The sequence below is a fragment of the Pontibacillus chungwhensis BH030062 genome (assembly GCF_000770675.1).
Taxonomy (GTDB): Bacteria; Bacillota; Bacilli; order Bacillales; family BH030062; genus Pontibacillus; species Pontibacillus chungwhensis.
Genome location: NZ_AVBG01000001.1, coordinates 499,020 through 523,279, shown reverse-complemented (window position 1 = coordinate 523,279; position 24,260 = coordinate 499,020). Strand labels below are relative to the sequence as shown.

Genomic DNA, 24,260 nt, shown 5'->3' with positions numbered 1-24,260 from the left:
TGTATGATTGGGTCCCTTTTATGTTTGTTGAGCTAGCATAGGGTTGATATAATGGCTAATAAATTTTAAAAGGAGAAGGATATAATGAGGAGGATGGTATGCTTTGGAGACAGTATTACCGCAGGACATGGATTTACTGAATCCCCATTAACGAAACAACTTCAAGAAGAGTTAGGGGATCTGGTTATTATTAACAGTGGCGTGTCAGGTGATACAACTGAAGATGGGATAGAGCGATTTGAACGAGAAGTTTTAGCTCATAACCCCTCAATGGTAACGATCCTCTTTGGTTCAAATGATGGGGCGGATCATCGCAAGGTATCACTAACACTGTTTAGAAACAATTTATTACATATGGTAAATCATTTAAAGGCGTCTAGTGTGCTTTTAATTACTCCCCCTGCTGTAGATGAAAAGGTCCAACAAAAACGAACAAATGGGAAGTTACGGTCGTATTCAAATGTTGTTCAAGAAGTGGCTGAAGAAACAGGGGTCGAAGTTTTTGATTTATTTGGAGAGATGTTACAAATGAAAGATTATACATATTTAGTAGATGGACCTGATCATGATGGTCTTCATTTCTCTCTTGAAGGATACGCTCTCTTATCCTCGAAAATTCAAGAATTTGCAGATCGTCATTCATTCATAAATAAGGGTGATGTTTTCCGTTAACACTATAACTGACCTAATTAAGTTGGAGGGATTGGTGTTGAAAGAGCGATTTACTTATCAAACACCCAAATTTGAACCTTATATTTGTGAATTTAAAACGCGAAAAAGAGAACGGGAAGTCATTCAATTTGCCCGTTTCTCTACCAACAACCTGGCTTACAGTACGGACACTTCTAGATTTACTTCTAGATTTTAAAAGCTAACCATTTTGGTTAGCTTTTTTATGTGCCGTAACGGATGTTCAAATGAATTTACTAGTAAGAAAATTCGGTCTTTACAAATTGGTTGAATAGGTCTATTCTGTTTTATTAAGACCGTTTAGAGGGGGAGAGGCATGAAGCAGTTTACATATTCAAAGGCGCTAGAGCGATTGCCTGAGCAATTCTTTGCAAAGTTAGTAGATAAAGTAAAAAGAGCAGAAGCAGGCGGAAAAGAGATGATTAATTTAGGACAAGGAAATCCGGATCAGCCGACACCTCCGTTTGTTACAGAATCTTTAAAGCGAGCCGTTGACAACGAAGTCTATCACAAATATTCTCCATTTAAAGGGTTTCCATTTTTAAAAAGATCAGTAGCAAATTTTTATAAAAGAGAGTACGATGTTGACCTTGATCCAGAAACTGAGGTAGCCATAATGTTTGGAAGTAAAACAGGTCTTGTTGAGGTGAGTCAATGCTTTCTAGATGAAGGGGATACGGCTCTCGTCCCTGACCCTGGTTATCCCGATTATTGGTCTGGGGTTGCGATGGCAAATGCTAATATGGAGAAGATGCCACTCTTTAAAGGGAATCAATTTCTCCCGCAATATGATCAGATATCTGAAGAAACGTTACATAAAGCCAAGTTAATGTTTTTAAATTATCCAAATAACCCTACTGCTGCTACAGCAACAAAGGCGTTTTTTGAAGAAACAATTGATGTAGCCAATAAGCATGATATATGTGTGGTCCACGACTTTGCCTACGGTGCGATAGGTTTTGATGGAGAGAAGCCACTTAGCTTTCTGCAGGTGCCCGGTGCTAAGAATGTAGGTGTGGAGATGTATACAATGAGTAAGACATTTAATATGGCAGGTTGGCGTGTCGCATTTGCCGTAGGAAATAAAAGCGTCATTCAAGCTTTAGAACTCGTTCAGGATCACTATTATGTAAGTTTGTTCGGAGCGGTTCAAGAAGCTGCAGCTGAGGCATTAGACAACGGCGAGGAATCAGTAAAAGAGTTAGTAGAGCTTTATGAAACAAGAAGGAACCAACTTGTAGAAGGGTTTCGTGATATAGGTTGGCGTGTAGATGCTCCACAAGGATCCTTCTTTATGTGGCTTGAGATTCCTGAAGGTTTTACTTCTGAATCTTTTGCTGATTACCTTATAGATGAGATTGGAATTGTAGTGGCACCTGGTGTAGGTTTTGGGGAATATGGTGAGGGCTATGTACGGATCGGTTTACTAGAATCAGAAGAACGGTTAAGAGAAGCAATCGATCGTTTTCGTACGCTTTCATTTACCAATCAATAAATTAGGAGAAGCTCACTCATATAAAAGTGAGCTTTCTTATTTATACTTAGTAGCAACTCCGAACTAATTAATAACAAAAAAGAAAACCCACTTCAAGGTAAGGGGTTTTGGGAGTGGCGCTTCTTTACACGTTTTTTAAACTGTTCTACTTTGCGTTGGCATACCCTGAGTTCTTTCCATGTTTGGGCTCGATCTAGTAGATCTCGAAGCTCCCTGTACTCGATTGATTCCTCGTGTGTTAGTTTAATCTTAGGCTTCGGAAAAGGAATCACATCTCCCATGCTCACATCACCTCACTTCTAGGCTGTCCCTTTAGTGTATGAGTGTGGAGGAAGGGAATATGCTTTTTCGTTCATAGAAAAAGCAGCCACCTAAAATAATCGGTAGCTGCCTGGAAACTAGTTTTGAATATAGCGCTCAAATACTTCTCCGAAATCCTTTACCGTGTATTTTTGTTTACTTTCAACTAACCAGTTAAACGCTAACTGATTAATGGATTTAAATTCTTCAAATACACGGTTATCTTTAATATCTGCCCGGTGCAGTGTATTAGAAGCATAATCAAGACTCTGCTTTGTAAACTCGTAATACGCATCATTTTCGCTCATAATCTCAGCTATTTTAAGGAGTGCTTTGTACAAGTCTTTTAACTCTTCGATGTTCTTCTTGTGGACGTCAATGGAGAAATCCTGATTGCCCATTGAAAACTTAACTTCTACATCTAAATCAACAGTACCAGCTGTTTCAAGGGCAACATTCGATATAGTATGTTTGTAATAATCGTAGCGGTGAAGCATACGTTTTTTACTTGTTGCGCTAGTACCATCCAAGTGAATTAAAGCTTTGTTCGTAAAACAATACTCATCAGCGGCAGATTTAATTAGGAAGAAGATTTTTTCCCCGTCTTCATGCATCACATAATCATCAGCATCAGCTTTATCATAATCCTCAGGAAGAATAACTTTACCTACATCACTTAAGCCGAGGGCATCAGAAGCCACCTTTTTAAACATATTCTCTCCACCTTTCTGTCCGAGCTCTGTAAATAACTTAGATATTAGTAGCCAACTTCAACAGAGGCGTTGACGATGTACATTAAGTCGTTTTTGTCTTCTTTTTCTTCTAAATGGATGCCACTTGTTGTAAGCATACCTCCATCCATCACTTCAACTGTAACAGTACCATAAGGAATGGCGCTTCGAACTTCTTCAAGATCTAATTTATCATGATCACAAGGTGCTGCTAGTTTTATGTTAACGACCATGTTGTCTAAAGACTGTTCAGGTAAAATATTCTTAATACCAGGCATTGAATTGGTATGTATGGCGTTTTTCACAGCACGAACAGCTGCTTTTGTGACATTCTGACCGTGAACATCAACGCCCATACCTGTTTCAATAAATACGAGTTGTTCCATTCTATCTCTCCTTTCAATAATCATCCCTATTGTAGCATATGGTCATTGTCTTGTGGCAATGGGGATGAATAGGTCCTTTGCTTGAAAAGTGCTTCGGCTTGCTGTGGGACCACTCGCTTTCCTGCGGGGAGCTGGGAAGCCTCCTCAATCGCTACGCGCTTTGCGGGGTCTTCCCTAGGCTCCTTACCCCGCGGGAGTCTCGCAGTCCCACAGCAAGCCCTGATGTTTAGGTGTTGAACGGACCTCCGCAAAGACCTTAAGCCCCAACACCAATAATTGGCAGGTTTTAGTTAGGGTAATACGGAATAGGTGGGAGGGGAAACTGTGAGACTCCTGTGGGAAGAAGAGTCAGACCGACTAAAACCGTCACATCCTGCGACAACGTCGAACGCCCCCACATCGTGTGGGGCCCCACGGAAAGTGGGTGGTTTCCCGTTATGCCTTATTCTCAACAAAATCAACGGAAAAGAAACTCTATCTATCTCTACCTCAACCAGCTCAAATCCAAGTCTCACGTATAACACGCTTATGTGGAAGATTGAAAAACTAACAAGGAAACGAAAACAGGGCATATAAAAAACAACCAGCCGAGGTGGCTGGTTGTTTTTTATATTGTAGAATGGGTGTAGATTAAATAGCTTGATGCTAAGTAAATCAGCACGATTAAAGTAGAAGGAATAACATACGTTAGTGAATTGGCTGATTTCTTTCGCAAAATGGCGTAAAGAGTTATTGCTATCAAGAGCATTGATCCAGTTATGGAGTATACATGAGCTTCGTTTCCTGCTTGAAGAAGGGGGCCGTCTCTGAAAAAGATATCTGTTCCGGCCAGGATGAGCAGGTTAAACAAGTTGCTTCCAAGAATACCGTTCATCATTAAGGAGTAATTTCGTAATCGTATAGCAATAAATGATGATACAGCTTCAGGTAATGAAGTGCTTGCAGCGATTAGCAATGAACCTACAAATGTAGATCCAAGTCCGCTAATTTGTGCAATGCGATCTCCCGTTACTGTAAGAAGACTTCCGGCAAGGATTGTTCCGATTGCAGCAAGTGCGAAGTAGAGAATGGCTTGATTTAAACTCGTATCTTTAATTCGTTGTTGGTGTCTTGCATTCGCTTCCTCTACGGGGCTTTCTACCTCATTTGAGGTGAACTCTGAGATAATTTTAATGCCAATTAGGTAAAATGCAATTAGAATGATGGAATCGAGTCCAACTCCCCATATGGAATATGGAAGTGAGATGATAAAGGATAATAAGATAATCATCGACATTAATAGGCCAAGTCCTGCTGTTGCAGCATGTTCATTGGTTGAGTAACGCAATAGGCGAGACCTGCGATAATAAAGATCAAATAAGGCTAGTATAAGTACGTTAAATAGGTTGCTGCCTAATAGGTTGCCTAAAGCAAGGTCAGGATTATCGATAGTTACAGCGGTAATACTTGTCGTAATTTCTGGCAAGGAAGTTGCGGCACCAAGTAATAGGCCAATCATTGCACCTGTTGCTGCTGATTTTTTTTCGATGATATCTGCGTAAGTAGATAAGTTTACAGCTAGTAAAAAGGTGATTATAGCAGCTATCGTAAAGAGGATATAGGTCAAAAAAATACACTCCTGTGTTCATTGTAGAATTTATTTATTATGTTTAAGAAAGGTGATGAGTTTCATTGTATGTTGAGATTTGCCACATTTCATTTAGATGTTCAATGTTACTTATACACGCGTTCATTAACTTAGTCTTTCCAGAACCAATTTCTCCTTCTGATAGGACAGATAGTATGGCGTTGATTACAGCACCATGAGCAACCAATAGAATTTTTTTGTCTTGAAATTGTTGTTGAACTTCGTGCAAACCATCAAAAATTCGTTTCTGGAATGGTTCCCACTCCTCTTGGCCTGGATAATCGCGTTCCGGATATCTGGTATGAATTTCTTTAAATGTTAATCCAGATCCTTTACCGAAAGCTCGTTCCTTGAAGTTATCCATCTCCACAAGATCAATTGGCTGGTTAAGATGGTCTAAAATAATAGTGGCTGTTTCTTTTGCTCTCGATAGAGGGCTCGAGATTAATACATCCCAATTGGAATTTTGAAGGTGTAGTCCAGCTTCCTTTGCCTGCTTACGTCCTGTATTATTTAAGGGAATGTCCTCCTGGCCTTGTAAACGCGATTCTTTGTTCCAGTCCGTTTCGCCGTGTCTTACTAAACATATGGTAGTCAAGATATCTAAATCCTTTCTTATGATGAAGCCTGCTTAACTGTTTCGGTTAGGGTCACTATTATTGTACATAACCAGTTGGTCAGGAGCAATGGAAAACATCTCTCGTGTATGCTAGATGATCTTACCATTATAAGTGTTAGAAGGGAGAGTGTTGAAATCATAAGCGATTAAGTCTTCTAATGAATGAACATATGCTCTTCCTGACTCTGCAATCATAAGGTTCATGACAGTATCCTTTTCAGTATAAACTATGATTGGGATACGGTTTGCATAAGCAAACCCCATTTCCCACATCGTGCCGGAATCAGGATAGGGTTTATCACCACTATCATGGATAGCGATCATTACATCAGATTCTAAAATGTGTATCACGTCATTTGAGAATACGGCTTTTCTCCATCGTTCTTCTCCAAATTCTAGAGGTTTGAACTGGTTTTTCATGGGAATGAAGACTTCTAACCCCTTGATATCTTGTAGAATCTCAGCAATTTCTCGTACCCTATTACGTTCTTCTTCGTTAAAAAAAGGACCTGCTAAGAAAACTTTCATTATATAACCACCTTTAGAAAGGAATGAGAAAATGAGAATAATCGTTGTCTCTGATACACATATGCCAAAGAAGGGAGGAGCATTCCCTGAATCTTTCATACAGGAGTTGAGGGAGGTAGACTTGATCATTCATGCAGGGGATTGGAGTAGTATCGAAATATATGAAGCACTTACCTATTATGGAGAGGTAAAAGGAGTTTATGGGAATGTTGAAGAAGATGATATTGTAGAATTACTTCCTGAGAAGTTACTTATAAAGATAGATGGATATAAGATAGGTGTTGTGCATGGTCATGGAGAGAAGAAGACTACTGAAAAGCGAGTGATTGAAGCATTTGAAAATGAGGAAGTAGATCTCATTATCTTTGGCCATTCACACTTACCACTAACAAGATGGGTGAAGAAGACGCTTCTTTTCAATCCAGGCTCTCTAATGGACAAGCGTAAACTTCCTTATGCTTCTTATGGAATTATTGATACCTCAAACGGACTACAATGCACCCACCAATATATTACGTAGAGTGTAAACATAAACTACCCGCTCAATGAGAGCGGGTAGGCATTATTTGAGTAATTTCTTAATAAGTTTTAACCCGTGTTTACGACCAGGGTAACGTATGGAAAGGTCAAACTTTGTCGTTTGCTTAACGATCCCTTTTGAGTGGGTGAAGGCGTCGAAGCTTGCTTTACCGTGATAGCTACCTACGCCGCTTTGACCAACGCCCCCAAAGGGGAGGTGGGGGTTAGCAACATGGAAGAGCGTGTCATTAATACATCCTCCCCCGAAAGATAACTTTGATAAGATTTCTTCTTGTTTCTCTTCATTTTCGGAAAAATAATAGAGGGCAAGAGGTTTCTCATGGTCTCTCACTTCTGCTACAACTTCACCTAGGTCATCGAACGTTAATACGGGTAAGATTGGCCCAAAGATCTCATCCTGCATGACAGCATCCTTCCACGAAATGTGATCTAAAATAGTTGGTTCGATAGCAGTTATATCCTCATCACGCTCTCCGCCAGCTATCAGTTCTCCATCGTTTAAATATTCACTCAAACGATCGAAATGGCGTCTATTGACGATATGACTATATTCCTCATTATAAAGAGGATCTTCACCGTACAGGTCTTTTATAGCCTGTTTTAATTTACTTAGTAATTCGGGTTTAACAGACCGTTGGACATATAAATAATCAGGAGCGATGCACGTTTGACCGGCGTTGGTGAATTTCCCCCATGCAATCCGTTTTGCAGCCAGGTCTAGATTTGCATCTTCATCTACGATTGTTGGGCTTTTACCGCCCAGTTCTAATATGACAGGAGTTAGATGTCGACTTGCTTTTTCCATAACGATTTTTCCGACTGGAACACTTCCTGTAAAGAAAATTAAATCAAATCGCTGTTCAAGTAACTCTTGGCTTACTTCAGCATCTCCCTCTACTACTGCAAAAACGGCAGGATCAAACCATTTATTAACCATTTCCTTCAAGAGAGAAGATGTTTCAGGTGTAAGTTCGGATGGTTTTAGAACAACTGTGTTTCCAGCAGCCAAGGCTCCAATAACTGGGGCGAGCGCGAGTTGAAAAGGATAATTCCAAGGAGCAATTATGAGCGTAACTCCGTAAGGTTCCTGATATAAATAACTTTTAGATCCTGCATGCGTAAGAGGCGTTTTCACCTTTTGAGGCTTCATCCACTCTTTAAGGTTTTTTAGAGCAGAGGTGATCTCGCTATATAAAAAACCAATTTCAGTTGTATAACTCTCAAATTCCGATTTATGCAAGTCCTTATACAGCGCTTCTATAATGGATTGCTCATGTTCTTCAATCATGTTTCTTAGATTGTTTAATTGTTCTCTTCGAAATGAGAAGGGCTTAGTAGATTCTGTGTAGTAGAATGTGCGTTGATGTTGGACTAAATCATGAATCCTCATCTCAAAACCTCCTTAATCTCTCACCTTGAATTGCTTCAGATCGGCAGCGATTTCTGTATTAGAAAAATAGCTCTTTGCTTCATTTAATAATTGTTCAAGATCGTTGTCCTGATAGCGAGAAGAAATGTGAGTTAGAATCAATTGTTGTACCCCTGCGTCTCTAGCAATGCGAGCTGCTTGAGCTGTAGTGGAATGATAGTAATTAAAAGCTAACTCATTTTCGTTTTCAGCGAACGTGGCTTCATGAACTAGAACATCTGCATTCTTTACAAAAGGTATAAATCGCTCGTGATACCTTGTGTCTCCGAACACACAAACTTTTCTACCCTTTTTAGGTGGACCTAAATAATCCTCCCGGTTAATCATCGTTCCATTCTCTAACATGACGCGGGGATGGTCTTTAATTTGCTGGTAAATTGGTCCGGGTTGAACGCCCATTTCTTTCAATCGCTCTACAAGCAGTTCACCGGGTTTATCTTTTTCTTCAAAAGCATACCCATAGCTTAGGATCCCATGGTCTAACTTCTTGCAAGAGATTACAAATTGATCATCTTCATAAATCTTACCTTCTTCGATTTCATGGATATGGATATCGTAGGTTAACCTCGTTGAACTAACAGAGAGTGCTGTTTCGATAAATGTTTTAATACCGCGTGGGCCATATATTTCTAAAGGTGTAGTACCTCCTTGAAAAGACCGGCTTCCTAAAAAACCCGGCAATCCGAAAATATGATCGCCGTGCAAGTGTGTAATAAATATCTTATCAATTCTTCTTGGGCGAATTGATGTATTTAAAATTTGATGCTGTGTGGCTTCGCCGCAGTCAATAAGCCATGTGCTCCGTCTTTCTTGTAATAACTGTAAAGCGATGCTTGTGACGTTTCGTTTCTTCGAAGGAACGCCTGCGCCTGTTCCTAAAAAGATAAATTCCATGATGGTCCTCCTACTCTATGCAATGCTCTTCAACTTCTGCAATCAATTGTTTTAATAAGTCTATTCGTTCCTCAATAGTAAGATAATAGTACCGTTTTGTTCCTTCTTTCTCAATGGATACGATACCTGCATCACGTAGAATCTTCAAATGGTGAGATACTGCAGGTCTTGAAAGGGGAGACTTATCGGCAATTTCATTTACGCTTAAACGTTTATGTTGGTCTAACAATAGTATGATATCCTGTCTGGCCGTATCCCCTAATGCATGAAACGTTAGAGTGTTGAGGCGAAATAACTTTTCAAATTGAGTAGACATGATTCCATTCCTTCTTTCTGTTCATTAGTTTAAAAGTTTAAACGAAAAGGTGGGTGGAAGCAAGTTTTTATTTCACGATTTCAATATCTGTTGGTTAACTGAATATCGATGCTTTATTATCTTGATTAAGCCAAATAAAAAGGAGTATGAAACTTTTTTTGTTTCATACTCCTTTTTTAGTTGAAAGAGAGGTGGATCCGTTCTGATTACATCCAACCTCGTTTGTATTGCACTGGACCTTCTAATTCGACGCCGAGTTCATCAGCAGCCGCTTTCGGCCAATAAGGGTTTCGGAGCATTGCACGAGCTACGAAGATTAGATCTGCTCTTTCGTTACGAATGACTTCTTCTGCTTGAAGGCCAGAAGTAATCATACCAACTGCGCCTGTTGCAATAGATGCTTGGTTACGTATTTGATCTGCATATTGTAGCTGATATCCAGGATATACTTCTGGACGAACTGGTACAACGCCACCAGAACTACAGTCGATTAAATGAATCCCGAGAGCTTTCATGCGCTCTGCATAGTAGAGAAAATCATCCATTTGGTTGCCGTTATCATCGTGTTCATTAGCTGAGATGCGGACGAAAATCGGACCATCCCATGCGGTTTTCACTTCTTCAATCACTTCTTCTAAGAAGCGAAAGCGTCCATTACGGTCCCCGCCATATTCGTCAGTGCGCTTATTCGTAAGGGGGGATAAGAACTGACTAATCAAATAACCATGTGCTCCATGTAACTCAATGATATCAAAGTGCGCTTCTTTGGAACGTCGAGCAGCTTCCTTGAAGGCTTCAATCGTCCGCTTTATATCATGATTGGTCATTTCGGTTGGTGTTTTCATATCTTCTTTGAATGGGATGGCGCTTGGTGCAAATATTTCTTGCTCCAATATCGCCTTACGTCCAGCATGTCCTAATTGTATGGCAGATCTTGCTCCATGGCGATGGATTCCTTCGTTGATTTGTTGTAATCCTACAATGTGATCATCGCTCCATATGCCGAGGTCTTGTGGAGAGATTCGGCCTTCAGGTAATACTGATGTCGCTTCAATCATAATAAGGCCTGCTTGACCTGCAGCGCGGCTTTCATAATGAGCTAAGTGAAACGGTGCTACTTTTCCATCTTCTGTGTGTGAAGAATACATACACATTGGGGACATAGCAATACGGTTCTTTAATGTCACTTTTCCGAATGTAATAGGGGAGAATAAACTAGATTCCATTGGAAATGGTGCCTCCTTTATCGTTATGTAAGAATGAATATATTATTTCATAATCAAGGCTTCTTTACTTGTTTAATGCTTGGATTTTAATTGTTCCTTATGAGCATCTTTTAATTCTTTTAAGGAATAGAATGTTCCCCGCCACTCAATTCCACCTCTTTTTATTGTGAGTGATACGGCTCGTCCAATTGTATAGATGAACAACAGAGCAGAGTAGGGGAGGGTGAGCGCATAAATTGTCTTAAATTGAGTCAGTTTCTTAGTGGTTATGGCCATTAAAGTACACATAAGTGTTATAGCAATAAGACTGAGTGCTCTATTAGTATATGTTGAAAATAACAATGTTATAAAAGGAAACACTTGAGAAGTAAACGTACCTATAACGGCAACAATACTTAATAGAAATGAATAGTTCAAACCAGCAAATGTGTTCTTTTCTAATCCTTTAATTGCTTCTTGTAAAGAGGAATACCATTCAACTGATATGTCTTCCATACCTGTAGCGAGACGCTGCTTATATCCCAGGGATTTAACCTTTTGTCCTAGAAATAAGTCATCATCAGGTCGTTTGGCAATCAATTCATGAGTTCCTATCGCTTCGTAGGTTGGTCGCTTTAACATATTGAACGCTCCGATCCCCATTCCACCTTTCTGGGAATGGTCATTATTAGCCGTCCAAGGTCTCTTAAAGAAGCCAAATCCAAACATAAAATAGGATATAAAAGCTTTTAGTCCTTTACTTTTTGTTACTAAATTAGGAGCAACAGTAAGGTGATCAGCTTTCTCTTGTTCAAGAAACGAGAGTGCTCGTTCGATGGCGCTCTCTGAAAATTGAATATCACCGTCTGTAAAAACAATTACGTCACCTTCAGCTTCTTGATACCCTTTATAGAGTGCGTGATTCTTACCTAACCAACCTTCAGGAAGTGTTTCAATGGTGATCGTTTTTACTTGAAGCGGTAATTTATTCTCCCATTTCTTCATAATAGAGCCCGTGTTGTCTTCTGAGCGGTCATTTACGGCAATAATTTCAAGGAACTCGTGTGTTTGTGATGCTAATGATTGAAGCGTTTTGTCAATAGCACATTCTTCATCTTTGGCGGCTACTATTACAGACACAAATTGCTTTGAACTTTGCCTTTTAATGTTCCTGAGGTCTTGAATAGAGCGTAATCCCCTCCACCCATCCCAAAGAGCGAAGGCCCAAAACATAATGGTTATGAACAAAAGAAACGTCATTTTTTACCTCCGATCTTATGAGGTTAACCATATCATATTTTTAGACAAGTAACGATGTTCAATCGTTCTGTTTAGATTATCTTAAAACTTCCTCCATATAAAAATATCTCCTTTTGTGTGGGGGACCCAAATCAAGCTATAATAAAAAGGTTAATACTATTACATAAAAGCGGTGGTAAGAATGATCATCATGATCGATAACTATGATTCATTTACGTATAATTTATTTCAATATATTCAAATGGCTGGTTATGAGGTAGAGGTCTACCGAAATGACCAAATAACTATTGAAGAGATTGAGGCACTGACTCCTGAGGCCATTGTTCTCTCTCCCGGTCCTGGAACTCCTATGGAAGCGGGCATTTGTTTGTCCATTGTTAAGCATTTTTACAAACAAGTTCCTATACTAGGGATTTGTCTTGGGCATCAGGTTATTGTAGAATCCTTTGGCGGATTAATTGTGAAAGGAGATCGTCCCATGCACGGGAAAGTAACGAACATCCATCACGATTGCCAAGGAGTATATGAGGGGTTACCGTCACCAACTTCTGTGACGAGGTATCACTCATTGGTCGCACAAGAAAAGGCGTTCCCGAATGATCTCATAGTGACTTCGCGTTCAGAAGACGGGGCTATTATGGGGGTTCGTCACAAAAAATACCCAATCGAAGGTATTCAATTCCATCCTGAAGCGATCCTTACAAGCCTGGGGTATGATATGTTACAGAACTTCTTTGCGGTAAAGGAGGTTGCTTCTTCATGATTAAATTTCAATTTAATTTTGCAGATCAGCAAGGTGTTGTTGAGCCATATGTATTTACGAATCCCGAATACGTTATTGAAGCAAATGAAGTGCAAGACATTGAGCCTGCTTTTAAAAGGATAGAAGAGGCAATTGAGGAAGGGATGTATGTGGCTGGCTATGTATCCTATGAAGCAGCACCAGCTTTTGATGAACGTTTTAAGGTTGCATTGAATCCTGATATGCCTTTACTGAAGATGGGGGTTTTTCGAGATACTAGCGCAGTCCCCCTGGCGTCAATTACAAACGGTTATGAAGTTTCTAACTGGAAACTCCAATCTAATTATACCGAGTACCAGAGAGGGATTCACGCCATACATGAGGCTATTGAAAAAGGGGACACGTATCAGGTGAACTATACAGCTCGTTTAAAAGCTGAGTTTAGTGGAAACGATCACGCCCTATTTAATGTTTTAGCCCATAATCAACGATCGTCCTATAGCGCTTATTTACATTTTGACGATTACTCGATCCTGTCTGCCTCTCCGGAGTTATTCTTTCGCAAAGATGGCGGGCTTCTCACAACAAAGCCTATGAAAGGGACGGTGAAGAGAGGGAAAACAACTATAGAAGATGAAGAATTGAGGCAGCACTTATCTCAGTCAGAGAAAGATCGTTCTGAAAACGTAATGATTGTTGACTTGCTTCGTAATGACCTTGGTCGTATTGCTAGACCGGGAACCGTTAAGGTACCTCGATTATTTGAGATAGAAACGTATCCAACCGTCCACCAAATGACTTCTACTGTCCAGGGGGAAATAGCCCAAGAACTACCTTTTTTTGAGGTGTTTCGTGCTTTGTTCCCGTGTGGTTCGATTACAGGAGCTCCTAAGATCCGGACGATGGATTATATATCTTCATTAGAACAATCACCCCGAGATGTATACTGTGGAGCTATTGGGATGATCACACCAGATCGAAATGCGGTCTTTAACGTTCCTATACGTACCGTTTGGATTGACCACAATTCCAGGATCGCTACATACGGTGCTGGCGGAGGAATAACGTGGGAATCTACATCAAAAGGGGAATATGACGAACTTTGGGTAAAAGCTAAACTTCTAACGGAGAAACGTCCCTCTTTTCATCTTCTAGAAACCATTCGTCTGGAAAATGGTGATTATTTCCTAATTGAGAAGCATCTGAAGCGTATGAAATCTAGTGCCACCTACTTTCAATACTCTTGGCCAGAGACATCTATTCATGAAAAATTAGAGGAAATAAAGGGTTGCTATTCAAACGGCCTTTACAAAGTAAGACTTTTACTAAATAAAGAAGGCGAGATCACGAGTGAGGTTGTTCCAGAAAAAGAGCTTTTACGTGCTGTGAGGTGTAAGATAGCGGAAACATCGGTTAATGAGGAGGATCCTTTTCTATATCATAAAACAACTCATAGAGATGTATACAACGAGCACAAGGACTCTGAATATTATTCTGTTCTCCTTTTTAACAAAAGAAGAGAGCTAACAGAATTTTTGATTGGAAATGTTGTTTTGCTTATAGATGGTGATTATGTAACACCACCTATAGAGAGTGGGTTATTATCTGGTACGTATCGTGAATATTTAATTGAGGAAGGTGTCTTACACGTGCGTACACTCTATAAAGAAGATTTAGAGCGTGCTAGTGAAGTATGGATGATTAATGGTTTGAAGAAATGGGTGAAGGTTGATCTAGTTCACTAAAACGTTAGACAAGGGGTTTGAAATTTGGCATAGTAGTGTCGAACAAGATTTTAAGAGACAGGAGCGAATAAATGGATATTATTTGGTGGCTTATTATTATTTTAAGCTTTATTTTCAGTTATGTTGGATTAGTTTATCCCGTTTTACCAAGTCCGTTATTTCTGTGGATCAGCGTACTTGTGTATCAATTCGCTGTAAATGGTAATGAATTAGGCTTATGGTATTGGATTACGATGGTTGTGTTAACTATTGTGCTACTTATCTCTGATATTATTATAAACAGTAAAGCTGTTAAGCACTATGGGGGAACAAAGTGGGGGGAACGCATGGCTGCGATTGGTGTAATCATAGGCTCATTTGTATTCCCGCCTTTTGGTGTAATTCTTGTACCGTTTATTTTCGTTTTTATTACTGAATATATTCAGAAAGAAGATTTGCAAGTAGCTCTTCAGTCATCAAAAGGAGCTATTATTGGATTTCTTGGAGGAACCCTCGCAAAGTTCATTATTCAAACGTTTATTATAGGTTGGTTTATTCTTAACGTAACCCTTTTGTAAAAGGGGGACGCAACAACAAAAAAGCAGCTCTTCCCGGAAGGGGAGGGCTGCTTTTTTGTTGAGAAGGTCAGCTAGATGTATATAAGCCGCCGTTAATATGAATGAATTGACCTGTCATATAGGACGAGTCATCAGAGGCAAGAAGCACATAACTCCCAACGTGTTCAACGGGTTGGCCTGGGCGCCCCATTAAGGTATTTGTTCCGAATTGATCTACTTCCTCTTCTGGGAAGGTCGCCGGAATAAGAGGGGTCCAGATAGGTCCTGGTGCTACACCGTTTACTCGGATGCCGCGGTTTACAAGTTGTTGGGCCATAGACCGTGTGAAGGCGACCACGGCACCTTTTGTAGCTGTGTAGTCGACTAATTCAGCGTTTCCTGTATAAGGGTTGATGGAAGCTGTGTTGATAATAGCGCTCCCTTGTTTTAAATGTGGGAGTGCTGCTTTTACCATATGGAACATGGAGAAAATATTTGTCTTGAACGTGCTTTCTAATTGTTCTACTGATATATCTTCGATTGATTCTTTCGGATGCTGTTCTGCTGCATTATTGACTAACACGTCAAGTTTGCCAAATGTGTCTACTGTTTTCGCTACAATATCACGGCAGGTTGCATCATCGCCAACATCACCTGGCAGAAGTAAAGCTTGGGCGCCTTCTGCTTCTACTTTCTTCTTGGTTTCTTCTGCATCTTCGTGTTCATCTAAGTAAGAAATTGCGACGTGAGCCCCTTCTTTAGCATAGCCTATGGCTACAGAGCGACCAATTCCACTGTCTCCTCCTGTGATCAACGTTACTTTTCCTTTAAGTTTATTCCCGCTCTTATAGTCTTCGTCCGCTTGAAGAGGGGAAGGATTCATTTGGGCTTCATATCCTGGCTGACGTCCTTGTTCTTGTTTACGTGGTCCATCTTGCATTAAATCATCGCGATTCATATAGAGTCCTCCTTATTATGGCGCAAAACTATTTTAAGGTTCGGAGGTACTATTCCACTTGTAACCAGTTTGAAACTTTGATAGCGATATCTTTTTCTTTTTTGATAGAATCAGTTAATTAGGGTAGTCATATGTATGAAAATAAGGACTAAATCAGATCTGATTTAGTCCTTATGTGAATATTGCTATTCATGATAATAGAGTGGGAAGGTCGGTTTTAGTATCCTCCATACCCTCCGTAACCATATCCTCCATAATAAGGATATGGGCCTGGGCCGTAGCCGTATCCATAGTATGGTGGATAATACGGATAGGGAGGGCGAGGTGCTAAGAGGGCGCTGCCTACAAGCCCTCCTACAAGACCGCCAACAAAGGGCCCGCCGAAAAATGGACGCCCAAATCCAAAAGGACCTCCAAATCCAAAAGGACGTCTTCCTATAAAGATTCGTTCATCTGACCTGTATATATTATTGTTCTCATAGTACGGGTGCGTGGAATGTGAATAACCGTTGTAATGCATAAACATTTCCTCCTCCTTTATCTTCTCCGGTTATAATATGCTGTTTTAGCCTTATGTGGGTCTTTGTTCCAAGAGGAAATTTGAAAATAGGCACTTGACCTTGTGTTACACTGAATACAATATGGATTCCCGGAGGTGATGGAGGTGAAGGACTTTCATTGTTGCGCTACATGTGTTCACTTCACGATCATCAAAGAAAAGAGGAAATCGAAGCGATTCTGTGAACGATTGGGCTATGAAACAGACCCCAAATGGAAGTTTAATTGTTGGACACCAAAAGAACACGTAGTCACTTTAATGAAGAAAGATCAGAAAGAAAACCGTTGATTAAATACGAGATGAGGATCTCAGCTTATACTTAAGAACAATAAAGAAGGCTCAGAGTTTATATAAACTCTGAGCCTTCTTCGTGTTAATTTACTTATTACATATTGATAACAGTAACTTTATCGCGTACAACGGACAGAAGGCTTTCGCGAATTCCTTGTACACCAAGACCTGATGATTTTACACCTAAGAATGGGAAGTGATCCGGACCGCGGGAGGTTTTACCGTTCAGTTGAACAGTGCCGACTTCTAGTTTGTCTGCGATACTCATCGCGTTGTCAATATTCTTTGTAAAGATACTCGCTTGCAAGCCATATTCAGATTCGTTTGCAATCTGAATAGCTTCAGACTGACTCGATACGCGGATGATTGGAAGAACAGGGCCGAATGGCTCTTCCCAAGCTACACGCATGTCAGTTGTTACGTTGTCTAGAAGAGTAGGGTGAAGAAGGTTACCTTCACGTGTGTCGCCTGATACAACTTTGGCTCCTTGCTCTTTCGCATCATCAATTAAACTTTGAACATAATCTGCGCTCTTGTTATCAATTAATGGGGTTATATCTTTATTATCCTCTGGCATACCAACAGAAAGGCTCTTCACTTTATGGGCTATACGGTCCACAAGCTCATCTGCAATTTCATCTTGAACTAAAACGCGCTTAATGGCAGTGCAGCGTTGACCAGAGTAACTATATGCACCTGCTACAATTTCTTTTGCTGCTTTATCTAGGTCTGCATCTTCAAGGACAATTGCTGGGTCCTTACCACCAAGTTCAAGAACAAGAGGTACCATAGAAGAAAGCTTGGCAATATGGCGACCTGTACTAGTTCCGCCTGTGAACGAGATCATGTCTACTCTAGGGTGTTGAACTAGGAAATCACCAATTACAGAACCGCGTCCTGTTGCGACTGTTACAAGTTCTTTCGGCAGGCCAGCATCGATTAAAGCTTCCACCATTTTAATACCACTAATTGCACCTTGAGTAGCCGGTTTAAAGACTACACTGTTCCCTTGAACAAGAGCTGGAGCAATCTTTGAAGCAGAGAGGTTTACTGGGTAGTTAAATGGACCAATGGCTAAAATTGTGCCAAGTGGAGCTTTTTCAGCTAAACCTACTTTAGAACGAGAACCACCTTTGAATCCGTCTCCACGTTTTACTTCGCCGTTTAAGCGATAAGCATCTTCTACTGTGTAACGAATGTAATCAACAGTACGCTCTACTTCAGATACAGAGGACTTCTTGTTCTTGGCTACTTCTCTCATAATAGCCGTGCCTATTTCTTCTTTACGTTCCTCGAGGAGATCTGCCCATTTGTTCAAGATTTCGCCACGCTCTTGTACTGAACGTTCTGCCCAAGCTAATTGAGCTTGTGATGTATTTTCAATTGAAGTATTTAACTCTTCTTGAGATAAAGAAGGTACGCTTCCGACTAATTCTTTATTGGAAGGAGAATAAATATCAACAGTAGCGTTTGATTCGCTTACATTCCATTCTCCGTTTAGTAATGTTTTAATCATTTCGTTTGTAGTTGTACTCACTTGTAAAACTCCTTTATGGTTCAGTGTCTACTTCAGGTAGTTAAAAATTTTAATAATTCTTTACTAAGATGCTTCACTGTAAGTTATTTTATAATTGATTAAGGAATATTGCAAAGCATAAACACTGATATATCAATGAAAGTGCTTTCTCAAACGTATTTATTAGTAAAATATGTAATATCGTTCTAATAAATGTATTGTATGCGTTTTCTGTATATTTTCTAAAATACTTAAAATAATTAACAAGATTAAGTCAAATAAAAATAAGTGAGCTAAAAGCGCTCACTTATTATGGTTTGTGTTTATGTAAATATAATTCTCTGTATTCAATGGCAGAATGGGGAACATCTGTAAAGATGCCATCCACCTCTAGTTTATAGGAACGCATTAACCTCGATGGGCGATTAATCGTGTACGTTCTAACGGGGAGATGGAGACGCTTTGCTTCTTTAATTAATCCTCTATTTAACGCGTTATAATTTATGTGCAGCGCGTTGGCTTTTGTCTCTTCAATAAGGCTTTGAAGATCTTTCGGGCGTCTGCTTGTTAAACAAGCGCATTCAATCTCTTTTGATAATCGTTTAAAACGTTTAATGCTTTTAGGGTTAAAGCTCGAAATAATAGTTCTTTCTGCAACTCCGTAATGTTTTATAAGCGCAAGTACCTCTTTCTCAATATCTTTATAATCAATAATGTTGTTTTTTAATTCAATATTTAGAGAAAGTGATGTATTTGAAATCCATTTCAGAAACTCTTCTAAACTGAGAAGCCTTTCTCCAGTGTATTTTTCATTAAACCACTTACCAGCGTCTAGCTTTGTTAATTGCTCGTATGTGTAATCTTTCACATAACCTGTACCGTCAGTAGTTCGATGTAATGTTTCATCATGAATTAAGATAGGGACATGATCCTTCGTTAATTGTACATCTGTCTCAATCCCATCTGCCCCCATCTTTTGAGCTAGGGTGAAAGCGGCCATTGTATTTTCTGGTGCCAGTTTACTTGCACCTCTGTGAGCAAATATGGAAGTTTCCACTACAGCACCTCCTGAATGAAATAGATTCCATATTGATTGTGTTCCATCCAGTTGTAAAAGTCAATTTAGTTTCTGTGAAAGAATGTATTATGATAAGATAGCGTAAATATCTGAATAGTGAATAAATATTTACCCAAATAGGGGAGGAGTGGGATCATGTCAGATTGGAAATCAAAGCAGCAGCTTGTCGATCTACTCTGTCAATTAGTTGAGTACCCAAGTATTACTGGAAGTGAAGCAGAAATAGCCCTAGCTGAGCATATACATCAGCGTTTTATGGAAAAACCATATTTCAAAGAACACCCAAGCCATGTAAAACTCCATCCTTTACCAGACGGTCGTGAATTAGTGACGGCACTTGTGAAGCAAGATGATACACAGGATACAGTCATCTTACTAAGCCACTTTGACGTGGTAGGTGTTGATGATTTCGGATCTAAAAAGTCATTAGCTTTTTATCCTCGTGGTTTAACAGAAGAATATGAGCGAATAAAAGAAGAGCTCCCAGAAGCTATACGACATGATATAGAGAATGGTGAATGGCTTTTTGGTCGGGGGATAATGGACATGAAAGCTGGTCTTACCCTGCATATGTCTATGATTGAGCGTGCCATGGAAGGTGAGTTTAAAGGGAACCTGCTCCTTTTAACCGTCCCCGATGAGGAAGTTAACTCTTTAGGAATGCTTCAGGCACTTCCTGCATTACAAGAAATTAAGAAACAAGAGAATTTGAATTATAAAGCATGTTTGAATGGAGAGCCGATGTTTAGTCAGTACCCTGGTGATCCACGTCAATATGTGTATTCAGGGTCAATCGGAAAGCTTTTACCTGGATTTCTATGCTATGGAAAAGAAACACATGTTGGAGAACCTTTCGCTGGCTTAAATGCGAATTTAATGGTGAGTTACCTCTCGCAAGAACTGGAATTGAATGAAGCATTTATTGAAACCGTAGGAGAGGAAACAACTCCTCCCCCTATTTCTTTAATGCAACGGGATTTAAAAGATGAGTATTCCGTGCAGACTCCTCAAGCAGCCGTGGCTATGTATAATGTCCTTTACTTAAAGCAGTCAAGCAAAGACATTCATAATAAGTTACTTGAAGCCGCTCATCGGGCAAGTAGCCAAACGAGTAAGCATTTTAATGCAAAAGCGCGAGCGTTCTTAAAGGAGAAACCAGGAATTCATATACCAGAAAGACCTGTTCGAGTTTTTACGTATGAAGAGTTATATGATGAAGCGGTACAGCGTTTCGGGGAAGAGGAAGTAGAGAGAAGAAGGAATCTTCTTATTAGTCAAAGAGAGACAGGGGACCGGGAATTCTCAACTTTATTAGTGCAAGAACTCGCTTCATTATGTAAGGACTTAGCGCCGATGATTGTGTTATTTTATAGCCCTCCGTTTTACCCTTCTGTATCTTCAAAAGAAGATAAGTATATCAAAGATACGCTTCAGCATGTTAAGGATTACACAGAAGACAGATTTAAAATCAAGTTAGAAGAAGTGGAGTTCTTTCCTGGATTATCAGACCTTAGCTTTATAGGGCCTCCAACTTCTGAGACAAAATTAAATACACTTCTCGAGAATATGCCTTTACATGGAAATGGGTTCGAATTATCAGATGAACGGCTATCAATGTTACGGATGCCCATTTTAAACGTAGGCCCAAGAGGTAAGGACCCTCATCAGTGGTCTGAACGTTTGGAGCTAACCTACAGCTTTGAACAATTGCCAGAGATCATTTCTGAAACCATTCATACTTTATTGAAATCTTAGTTTAATTATTTTTCAGATCGGTATAAAAAAGTCCAGCTCAATAAATTGAGCTGGACTTTTAAGTTTATTTCCACATATCTCCGTCAAAGTAAATGCCGGTGTCTGGTCCGATTGGAAGACCAACCACAACCCAAATGATCAGCATGATTAGCCACGCAATAAAGAATGCGATGGAGTATGGAAGCATAGTAGAAATTAGCGTTCCGATACCGACGCGTTTATCATACTTTTGAGCAAATGCAATTACGATGGCAAAATACGTCATTAGTGGTGAAATAACGTTTGTTGTTGAATCTGCAATACGGTAAATCAATGTCGTGAATTCTGGGCTGTATCCAATACGCATCATGATAGGTACGAATACAGGCGCCATAATGGCCCATTTTGCTGATGCGCTTCCCATAACAAGGTTAATGAGAGAGGCGACAATAATAAATAGAATAACGACGCGGAAATCATTGATTCCTGTGCTGTCTAAAAATTCGGCACCTTTAATGGCTAAGATGCGTCCAAGGTTTGTTTTAGCAAAGAATCCTACAAACTGAGCTGCGAAGAAAGAAAGAACAATAAAGGAACCCATTGTTTCCATTGTTTCGTTTAACTGATTCGCTACATCTTTGTCGTTTTTAATATTCTTCGTAACAATTCCGTATACAAGACCAGGAATAAAGAAAGCCAAGAATATGCTCGGGACAAGATTGAAGAAGAATGGTGACATAAGAACATCTTCATTGTTTCGTAGTGGGGACCACTCAAATGCAATCAGTAAAGACAATAAGCCTAACGTAACAAGAAGAGATAGGAATGAAAGAATAAGTCCTTTTTTCTCTGCTTTTGTTAAGTAATTAATTTCTTCTTCGACTTCCCCTTGGTAATTGCCAAGACGAGGTTCAACAAAACGATTTGTCACCCATGTGCCGACTACTGTTAATAGAACTACAGAAGCTAACATAAAGAAGTAGTTCATTGTGTATTGAATTTGACCAGCGTACTCAGGGAAGGCAGAGTTTTTAACAGCTTCAATGGTCAAATCAGCGAGCAAAGGATCTAGAGCTGTTAACGATAAGTTTGCACTGAAACCTGCTGAAACACCGGCGAATGCTGCTGCTAGTCCTGCTAATGGGTGGCGTCCAAGACCTGCGTATAGGACAGCACCTAAAGGAACAAGAACAACGTAACCAGCATCTGCTGCCATGCTGGACATAATACCAGCAAATACTAGTGCAGCTGTAATCATAGAACTTGGTACAGATGTAACAAGGCCACGAAGCATAGCGCTGATCAAGCCAGAACGTTCTGCAACGCCAATACCAAGCATCGTTACAAGAACTGTTCCCAGTGGTGCGAAGCCTGTAAAGTTCGTTACAAAGTTCTCAAATATATACTGAATTCCCTCTGAAGACATTAAGTTGAAGACGGTAACTGTTTCTCCCTTAATAGGGTCCTCTACCGTCACGCCAATGGCTGCCATAATTCCTGAGACTACAATAATGAGTCCTGCTAATATAGCAAAGAGTGTTGCTGGGTGGGGAAGCTTGTTCCCGACGCGCTCGATGACGTCGAGGGCCTTTGTTACCCAACCGCGTTTTTGAGTATCCTCCATAGTTGGATCTCCCTTTCTTTTTCTTGTGATTTTTCAAACAATTTAATTTATCGTTTTGAGTACTAAAGAAGTATAGAAAAACTTATGACCGTTTTAAAGGGATATCGTAAAATACGCAATTCCTCGAATTTTGCCAAAAGTAAAAAAATAAACACTACCATTTTTATGTAAGAATCAATTTCCACTCCACATGTACAAGTGTAAGGCTGATGTATGTATTCTTTACCGCATCAACGCATTGGTGTGGTGACGAATGTTGCTCATTATAGAAGAGTGACTCTTTTATCTTTATCGCACTGGTGTGGACAAGGAAATATAGAAACTCATGCAGTAAAAGGTAAAATATTTTTTTTATTTTTTCTATTGCGCAATGTTAGTGTTTCAAAAAGAAGACGTGTTCATTCCCTTTTTCCTCCATGTTCATGACAAATTTGATTGGAAAGGGTACAATAGAATAAAAACTGAATGATCATTCAGTGTGTGGGGGTTTCTTTATGGTACAAACTACAGATAAGATTTATCAACTCTCAATTCCAACGCCTTTCGCAGTAGGCGATGTTCATACGTATTTATTAAAAGGAGAAATGCTAACTTTAGTTGATGCAGGAGTAAAAACAGAAGAGGCCTGGGAATCTTTAAAATCTCAATTGAATTCGCTTGGCTACAGACCAAAGGATATTAAGCAAATTGTTCTGACGCACCATCATCCTGATCACATAGGTTTAGTGGATCGTTTTGATCATTTGGAAGGGGTTTACGGGCATGAAGATAATAGAAATTGGCTTGAAAGAGATGAAGCATTTCTTACTCGTTTTCAAACATTTTTCCATACGTTATATAAGCAGTTTGGTGTAGATCAATCTCATGAAGCGTTTTTTAAGCATTTACAAGATCCGCTTAAATATGTAGCGAAGGGGACCTTAACTCGGCCTCTTCAAGAAGGTGACAGTATACCGGGACATTCAGATTGGGTTTGTCTTGAAACACCAGGTCATGCAGAGAGTCATTTATCGTTTTACCGGTCTGCTGATCAGTCTATGATATCTGGGGATCATTTACTTTATCACATTTCATCTAATCCTTTGTTAGAACCGCCTCGGAATCCTGGGGGAGAACGACCTCGACCGCTTGTCACGTATCAAAAGACGCTTGAAAGGTGTCTACATATGGATATTGGAGAAGTATATCCAGGTCATGGTCCAATTTTTGCTCATCCGGAGGAGCTTATTAAAGAACGTTTAAATAAGCAACGCTACCGCTCCAATAAGGTCTATCACATGCTAGAAGGAGGCCCTCTTACTCCATTCCAAGTATGTAAACAGTTATTTCCAAAGCATATAAAGAAACAATTTGGTTTAACGATGTCTGAAACTGTAGGTCAACTTGATCTCCTGGAAGAAGAAGGGCGTGTTCGTGTACACTTAGAAGATGGAGTCTATTATTATGAAGCAAAATAG

24 protein-coding genes are annotated in these 24,260 nt (G+C 39.8%); 9 read left to right on the top strand and 15 right to left on the bottom strand.

Annotation, left to right across the window (positions count from 1 at the left end; translation table 11 throughout):
* Positions 1 to 84 precede the first annotated feature (84 nt).
* On the top strand, positions 85 to 672 hold the full coding sequence (locus N780_RS02670; protein ID WP_052114841.1) for a GDSL-type esterase/lipase family protein: 588 nt from the start codon (positions 85 to 87) through the stop codon (positions 670 to 672).
* Between the two features lie 334 nt (positions 673 to 1,006).
* A complete protein-coding gene (locus N780_RS02665; RefSeq protein ID WP_036779675.1) occupies positions 1,007 to 2,185 on the top strand; it encodes a pyridoxal phosphate-dependent aminotransferase in 1,179 nt (392 codons plus the stop codon).
* Positions 2,186 to 2,583: 398 nt separating this feature from the next.
* Here N780_RS02665 and N780_RS02655 read toward each other — a convergent pair whose 3' ends face one another.
* The 5 genes from N780_RS02655 to N780_RS02630 all read right to left on the bottom strand — a co-directional run bounded on the left by N780_RS02655 (position 2,584) and on the right by N780_RS02630 (position 6,376).
* Positions 2,584 to 3,198, bottom strand: a complete 615-nt coding sequence (locus tag N780_RS02655) for a PH domain-containing protein (RefSeq protein ID WP_036779670.1) — start codon at positions 3,196 to 3,198, stop codon at positions 2,584 to 2,586.
* 44 nt (positions 3,199 to 3,242) lie between these two features.
* Positions 3,243 to 3,602, bottom strand: a complete 360-nt coding sequence (locus N780_RS02650) for a Lin0512 family protein (RefSeq protein WP_036779667.1) — start codon at positions 3,600 to 3,602, stop codon at positions 3,243 to 3,245.
* A gap of 607 nt (positions 3,603 to 4,209) precedes the next feature.
* Positions 4,210 to 5,208 carry a sodium:calcium antiporter gene (locus N780_RS02640; protein WP_036779660.1) on the bottom strand — a complete coding sequence of 333 codons (999 nt, stop codon included), beginning with the start codon at positions 5,206 to 5,208 and terminating at the stop codon, positions 4,210 to 4,212.
* 43 nt (positions 5,209 to 5,251) lie between these two features.
* The gene (locus N780_RS02635) at positions 5,252 to 5,827 is read right to left on the bottom strand and encodes a histidine phosphatase family protein (protein ID WP_036779658.1); all 576 of its coding nucleotides are present in this window, start codon (positions 5,825 to 5,827) and stop codon (positions 5,252 to 5,254) included.
* 111 nt (positions 5,828 to 5,938) lie between these two features.
* Positions 5,939 to 6,376 carry a nucleoside 2-deoxyribosyltransferase gene (locus tag N780_RS02630; protein WP_036779655.1) on the bottom strand — a complete coding sequence of 146 codons (438 nt, stop codon included), beginning with the start codon at positions 6,374 to 6,376 and terminating at the stop codon, positions 5,939 to 5,941.
* Positions 6,377 to 6,407: 31 nt separating this feature from the next.
* Here N780_RS02630 and N780_RS02625 point away from each other — a divergent pair, with 31 nt between their 5' ends.
* Entirely contained in the window at positions 6,408 to 6,896 is a 489-nt protein-coding gene (locus N780_RS02625) for a metallophosphoesterase family protein (RefSeq protein ID WP_036779652.1), read from the top strand.
* A gap of 42 nt (positions 6,897 to 6,938) precedes the next feature.
* Here the strand turns inward: N780_RS02625 and N780_RS02620 are convergent, their stop codons facing one another.
* The 5 genes from N780_RS02620 to N780_RS02600 form a co-directional block, all read right to left on the bottom strand.
* Positions 6,939 to 8,306, bottom strand: a complete 1,368-nt coding sequence (locus tag N780_RS02620) for an aldehyde dehydrogenase (RefSeq protein WP_036779649.1) — start codon at positions 8,304 to 8,306, stop codon at positions 6,939 to 6,941.
* A gap of 12 nt (positions 8,307 to 8,318) precedes the next feature.
* Positions 8,319 to 9,239 carry a ribonuclease Z gene (gene rnz, locus N780_RS02615; protein WP_036779646.1) on the bottom strand — a complete coding sequence of 307 codons (921 nt, stop codon included), beginning with the start codon at positions 9,237 to 9,239 and terminating at the stop codon, positions 8,319 to 8,321.
* Between the two features lie 10 nt (positions 9,240 to 9,249).
* The gene (locus N780_RS02610; RefSeq protein WP_036779644.1) at positions 9,250 to 9,555 is read right to left on the bottom strand and encodes an ArsR/SmtB family transcription factor; all 306 of its coding nucleotides are present in this window, start codon (positions 9,553 to 9,555) and stop codon (positions 9,250 to 9,252) included.
* Positions 9,556 to 9,761: 206 nt separating this feature from the next.
* Entirely contained in the window at positions 9,762 to 10,781 is a 1,020-nt protein-coding gene (gene namA, locus N780_RS02605) for an NADPH dehydrogenase NamA (protein WP_036779641.1), read from the bottom strand.
* A 72-nt stretch (positions 10,782 to 10,853) separates the two neighbouring features.
* Positions 10,854 to 12,020, bottom strand: a complete 1,167-nt coding sequence (locus N780_RS02600) for a glycosyltransferase family 2 protein (RefSeq protein WP_036779639.1) — start codon at positions 12,018 to 12,020, stop codon at positions 10,854 to 10,856.
* Positions 12,021 to 12,201: 181 nt separating this feature from the next.
* Between N780_RS02600 and N780_RS02595 the strand changes: the two genes are divergently transcribed.
* From N780_RS02595 to N780_RS02585, 3 genes are all read left to right on the top strand, one after another.
* Entirely contained in the window at positions 12,202 to 12,783 is a 582-nt protein-coding gene (locus N780_RS02595; protein ID WP_036779637.1) for an anthranilate synthase component II, read from the top strand.
* The gene (pabB, locus tag N780_RS02590; protein ID WP_036779635.1) at positions 12,780 to 14,507 is read left to right on the top strand and encodes an aminodeoxychorismate synthase component I; all 1,728 of its coding nucleotides are present in this window, start codon (positions 12,780 to 12,782) and stop codon (positions 14,505 to 14,507) included. Before N780_RS02595 ends, pabB begins: the two co-directional genes overlap by 4 nt.
* 71 nt (positions 14,508 to 14,578) lie before the next feature.
* The gene (locus tag N780_RS02585; RefSeq protein ID WP_036779632.1) at positions 14,579 to 15,064 is read left to right on the top strand and encodes a DUF456 domain-containing protein; all 486 of its coding nucleotides are present in this window, start codon (positions 14,579 to 14,581) and stop codon (positions 15,062 to 15,064) included.
* Positions 15,065 to 15,131: 67 nt separating this feature from the next.
* Here the strand turns inward: N780_RS02585 and N780_RS02580 are convergent, their stop codons facing one another.
* Both N780_RS02580 and ymaG read right to left on the bottom strand, forming a co-directional pair.
* A complete protein-coding gene (locus tag N780_RS02580; RefSeq protein ID WP_036779630.1) occupies positions 15,132 to 16,001 on the bottom strand; it encodes an SDR family oxidoreductase in 870 nt (289 codons plus the stop codon).
* 217 nt (positions 16,002 to 16,218) lie between these two features.
* Positions 16,219 to 16,521 carry an inner spore coat protein YmaG gene (gene ymaG / locus N780_RS02575; protein WP_232299476.1) on the bottom strand — a complete coding sequence of 101 codons (303 nt, stop codon included), beginning with the start codon at positions 16,519 to 16,521 and terminating at the stop codon, positions 16,219 to 16,221.
* 138 nt (positions 16,522 to 16,659) lie between these two features.
* Between ymaG and N780_RS02570 the strand changes: the two genes are divergently transcribed.
* Complete coding sequence (locus N780_RS02570) at positions 16,660 to 16,848, top strand: hypothetical protein (protein ID WP_036779627.1); 189 nt, start codon at positions 16,660 to 16,662, stop codon at positions 16,846 to 16,848.
* A gap of 97 nt (positions 16,849 to 16,945) precedes the next feature.
* On the opposite strand, the gene N780_RS02565 is transcribed toward N780_RS02570, so the two are convergent.
* Positions 16,946 to 18,367: an NADP-dependent glyceraldehyde-3-phosphate dehydrogenase gene (locus tag N780_RS02565; RefSeq protein WP_036779845.1), complete on the bottom strand. Its 1,422-nt coding sequence runs from the start codon at positions 18,365 to 18,367 to the stop codon at positions 16,946 to 16,948.
* A gap of 310 nt (positions 18,368 to 18,677) precedes the next feature.
* The gene (locus N780_RS02560) at positions 18,678 to 19,424 is read right to left on the bottom strand and encodes a glycerophosphodiester phosphodiesterase (RefSeq protein WP_036779623.1); all 747 of its coding nucleotides are present in this window, start codon (positions 19,422 to 19,424) and stop codon (positions 18,678 to 18,680) included.
* A 156-nt stretch (positions 19,425 to 19,580) separates the two neighbouring features.
* Between N780_RS02560 and N780_RS02555 the strand changes: the two genes are divergently transcribed.
* Positions 19,581 to 21,200, top strand: a complete 1,620-nt coding sequence (locus tag N780_RS02555) for a M20/M25/M40 family metallo-hydrolase (RefSeq protein WP_036779620.1) — start codon at positions 19,581 to 19,583, stop codon at positions 21,198 to 21,200.
* 64 nt (positions 21,201 to 21,264) lie between these two features.
* Here N780_RS02555 and N780_RS02550 read toward each other — a convergent pair whose 3' ends face one another.
* Entirely contained in the window at positions 21,265 to 22,803 is a 1,539-nt protein-coding gene (locus N780_RS02550; protein WP_036779617.1) for an AbgT family transporter, read from the bottom strand.
* Between the two features lie 494 nt (positions 22,804 to 23,297).
* On the opposite strand from N780_RS02550, the gene N780_RS02545 reads away from it, so the two are divergent.
* Complete coding sequence (locus tag N780_RS02545; RefSeq protein ID WP_036779614.1) at positions 23,298 to 24,260, top strand: MBL fold metallo-hydrolase; 963 nt, start codon at positions 23,298 to 23,300, stop codon at positions 24,258 to 24,260.

Coding starts and splice junctions, on each gene's coding strand:
- N780_RS02620 (WP_036779649.1), bottom strand. CDS start 8,306: ATGAGGATTCATGATTTAGTCCAACATCAACGCACATTCTACTACACA.
- N780_RS02585 (WP_036779632.1), top strand. CDS start 14,579: ATGGATATTATTTGGTGGCTTATTATTATTTTAAGCTTTATTTTCAGT.
- N780_RS02600 (WP_036779639.1), bottom strand. CDS start 12,020: ATGACGTTTCTTTTGTTCATAACCATTATGTTTTGGGCCTTCGCTCTT.
- N780_RS02610 (WP_036779644.1), bottom strand. CDS start 9,555: ATGTCTACTCAATTTGAAAAGTTATTTCGCCTCAACACTCTAACGTTT.
- rnz (WP_036779646.1), bottom strand. CDS start 9,239: ATGGAATTTATCTTTTTAGGAACAGGCGCAGGCGTTCCTTCGAAGAAA.
- N780_RS02665 (WP_036779675.1), top strand. CDS start 1,007: ATGAAGCAGTTTACATATTCAAAGGCGCTAGAGCGATTGCCTGAGCAA.
- namA (WP_036779641.1), bottom strand. CDS start 10,781: ATGGAATCTAGTTTATTCTCCCCTATTACATTCGGAAAAGTGACATTA.
- ymaG (WP_232299476.1), bottom strand. CDS start 16,521: ATGCATTACAACGGTTATTCACATTCCACGCACCCGTACTATGAGAAC.
- N780_RS02670 (WP_052114841.1), top strand. CDS start 85: ATGAGGAGGATGGTATGCTTTGGAGACAGTATTACCGCAGGACATGGA.
- N780_RS02550 (WP_036779617.1), bottom strand. CDS start 22,803: ATGGAGGATACTCAAAAACGCGGTTGGGTAACAAAGGCCCTCGACGTC.
- pabB (WP_036779635.1), top strand. CDS start 12,780: ATGATTAAATTTCAATTTAATTTTGCAGATCAGCAAGGTGTTGTTGAG.
- N780_RS02570 (WP_036779627.1), top strand. CDS start 16,660: ATGGAGGTGAAGGACTTTCATTGTTGCGCTACATGTGTTCACTTCACG.
- N780_RS02580 (WP_036779630.1), bottom strand. CDS start 16,001: ATGAATCGCGATGATTTAATGCAAGATGGACCACGTAAACAAGAACAA.
- N780_RS02630 (WP_036779655.1), bottom strand. CDS start 6,376: ATGAAAGTTTTCTTAGCAGGTCCTTTTTTTAACGAAGAAGAACGTAAT.
- N780_RS02595 (WP_036779637.1), top strand. CDS start 12,202: ATGATCATCATGATCGATAACTATGATTCATTTACGTATAATTTATTT.
- N780_RS02655 (WP_036779670.1), bottom strand. CDS start 3,198: ATGTTTAAAAAGGTGGCTTCTGATGCCCTCGGCTTAAGTGATGTAGGT.
- N780_RS02625 (WP_036779652.1), top strand. CDS start 6,408: ATGAGAATAATCGTTGTCTCTGATACACATATGCCAAAGAAGGGAGGA.
- N780_RS02555 (WP_036779620.1), top strand. CDS start 19,581: ATGTCAGATTGGAAATCAAAGCAGCAGCTTGTCGATCTACTCTGTCAA.
- N780_RS02650 (WP_036779667.1), bottom strand. CDS start 3,602: ATGGAACAACTCGTATTTATTGAAACAGGTATGGGCGTTGATGTTCAC.
- N780_RS02565 (WP_036779845.1), bottom strand. CDS start 18,367: ATGATTAAAACATTACTAAACGGAGAATGGAATGTAAGCGAATCAAAC.
- N780_RS02545 (WP_036779614.1), top strand. CDS start 23,298: ATGGTACAAACTACAGATAAGATTTATCAACTCTCAATTCCAACGCCT.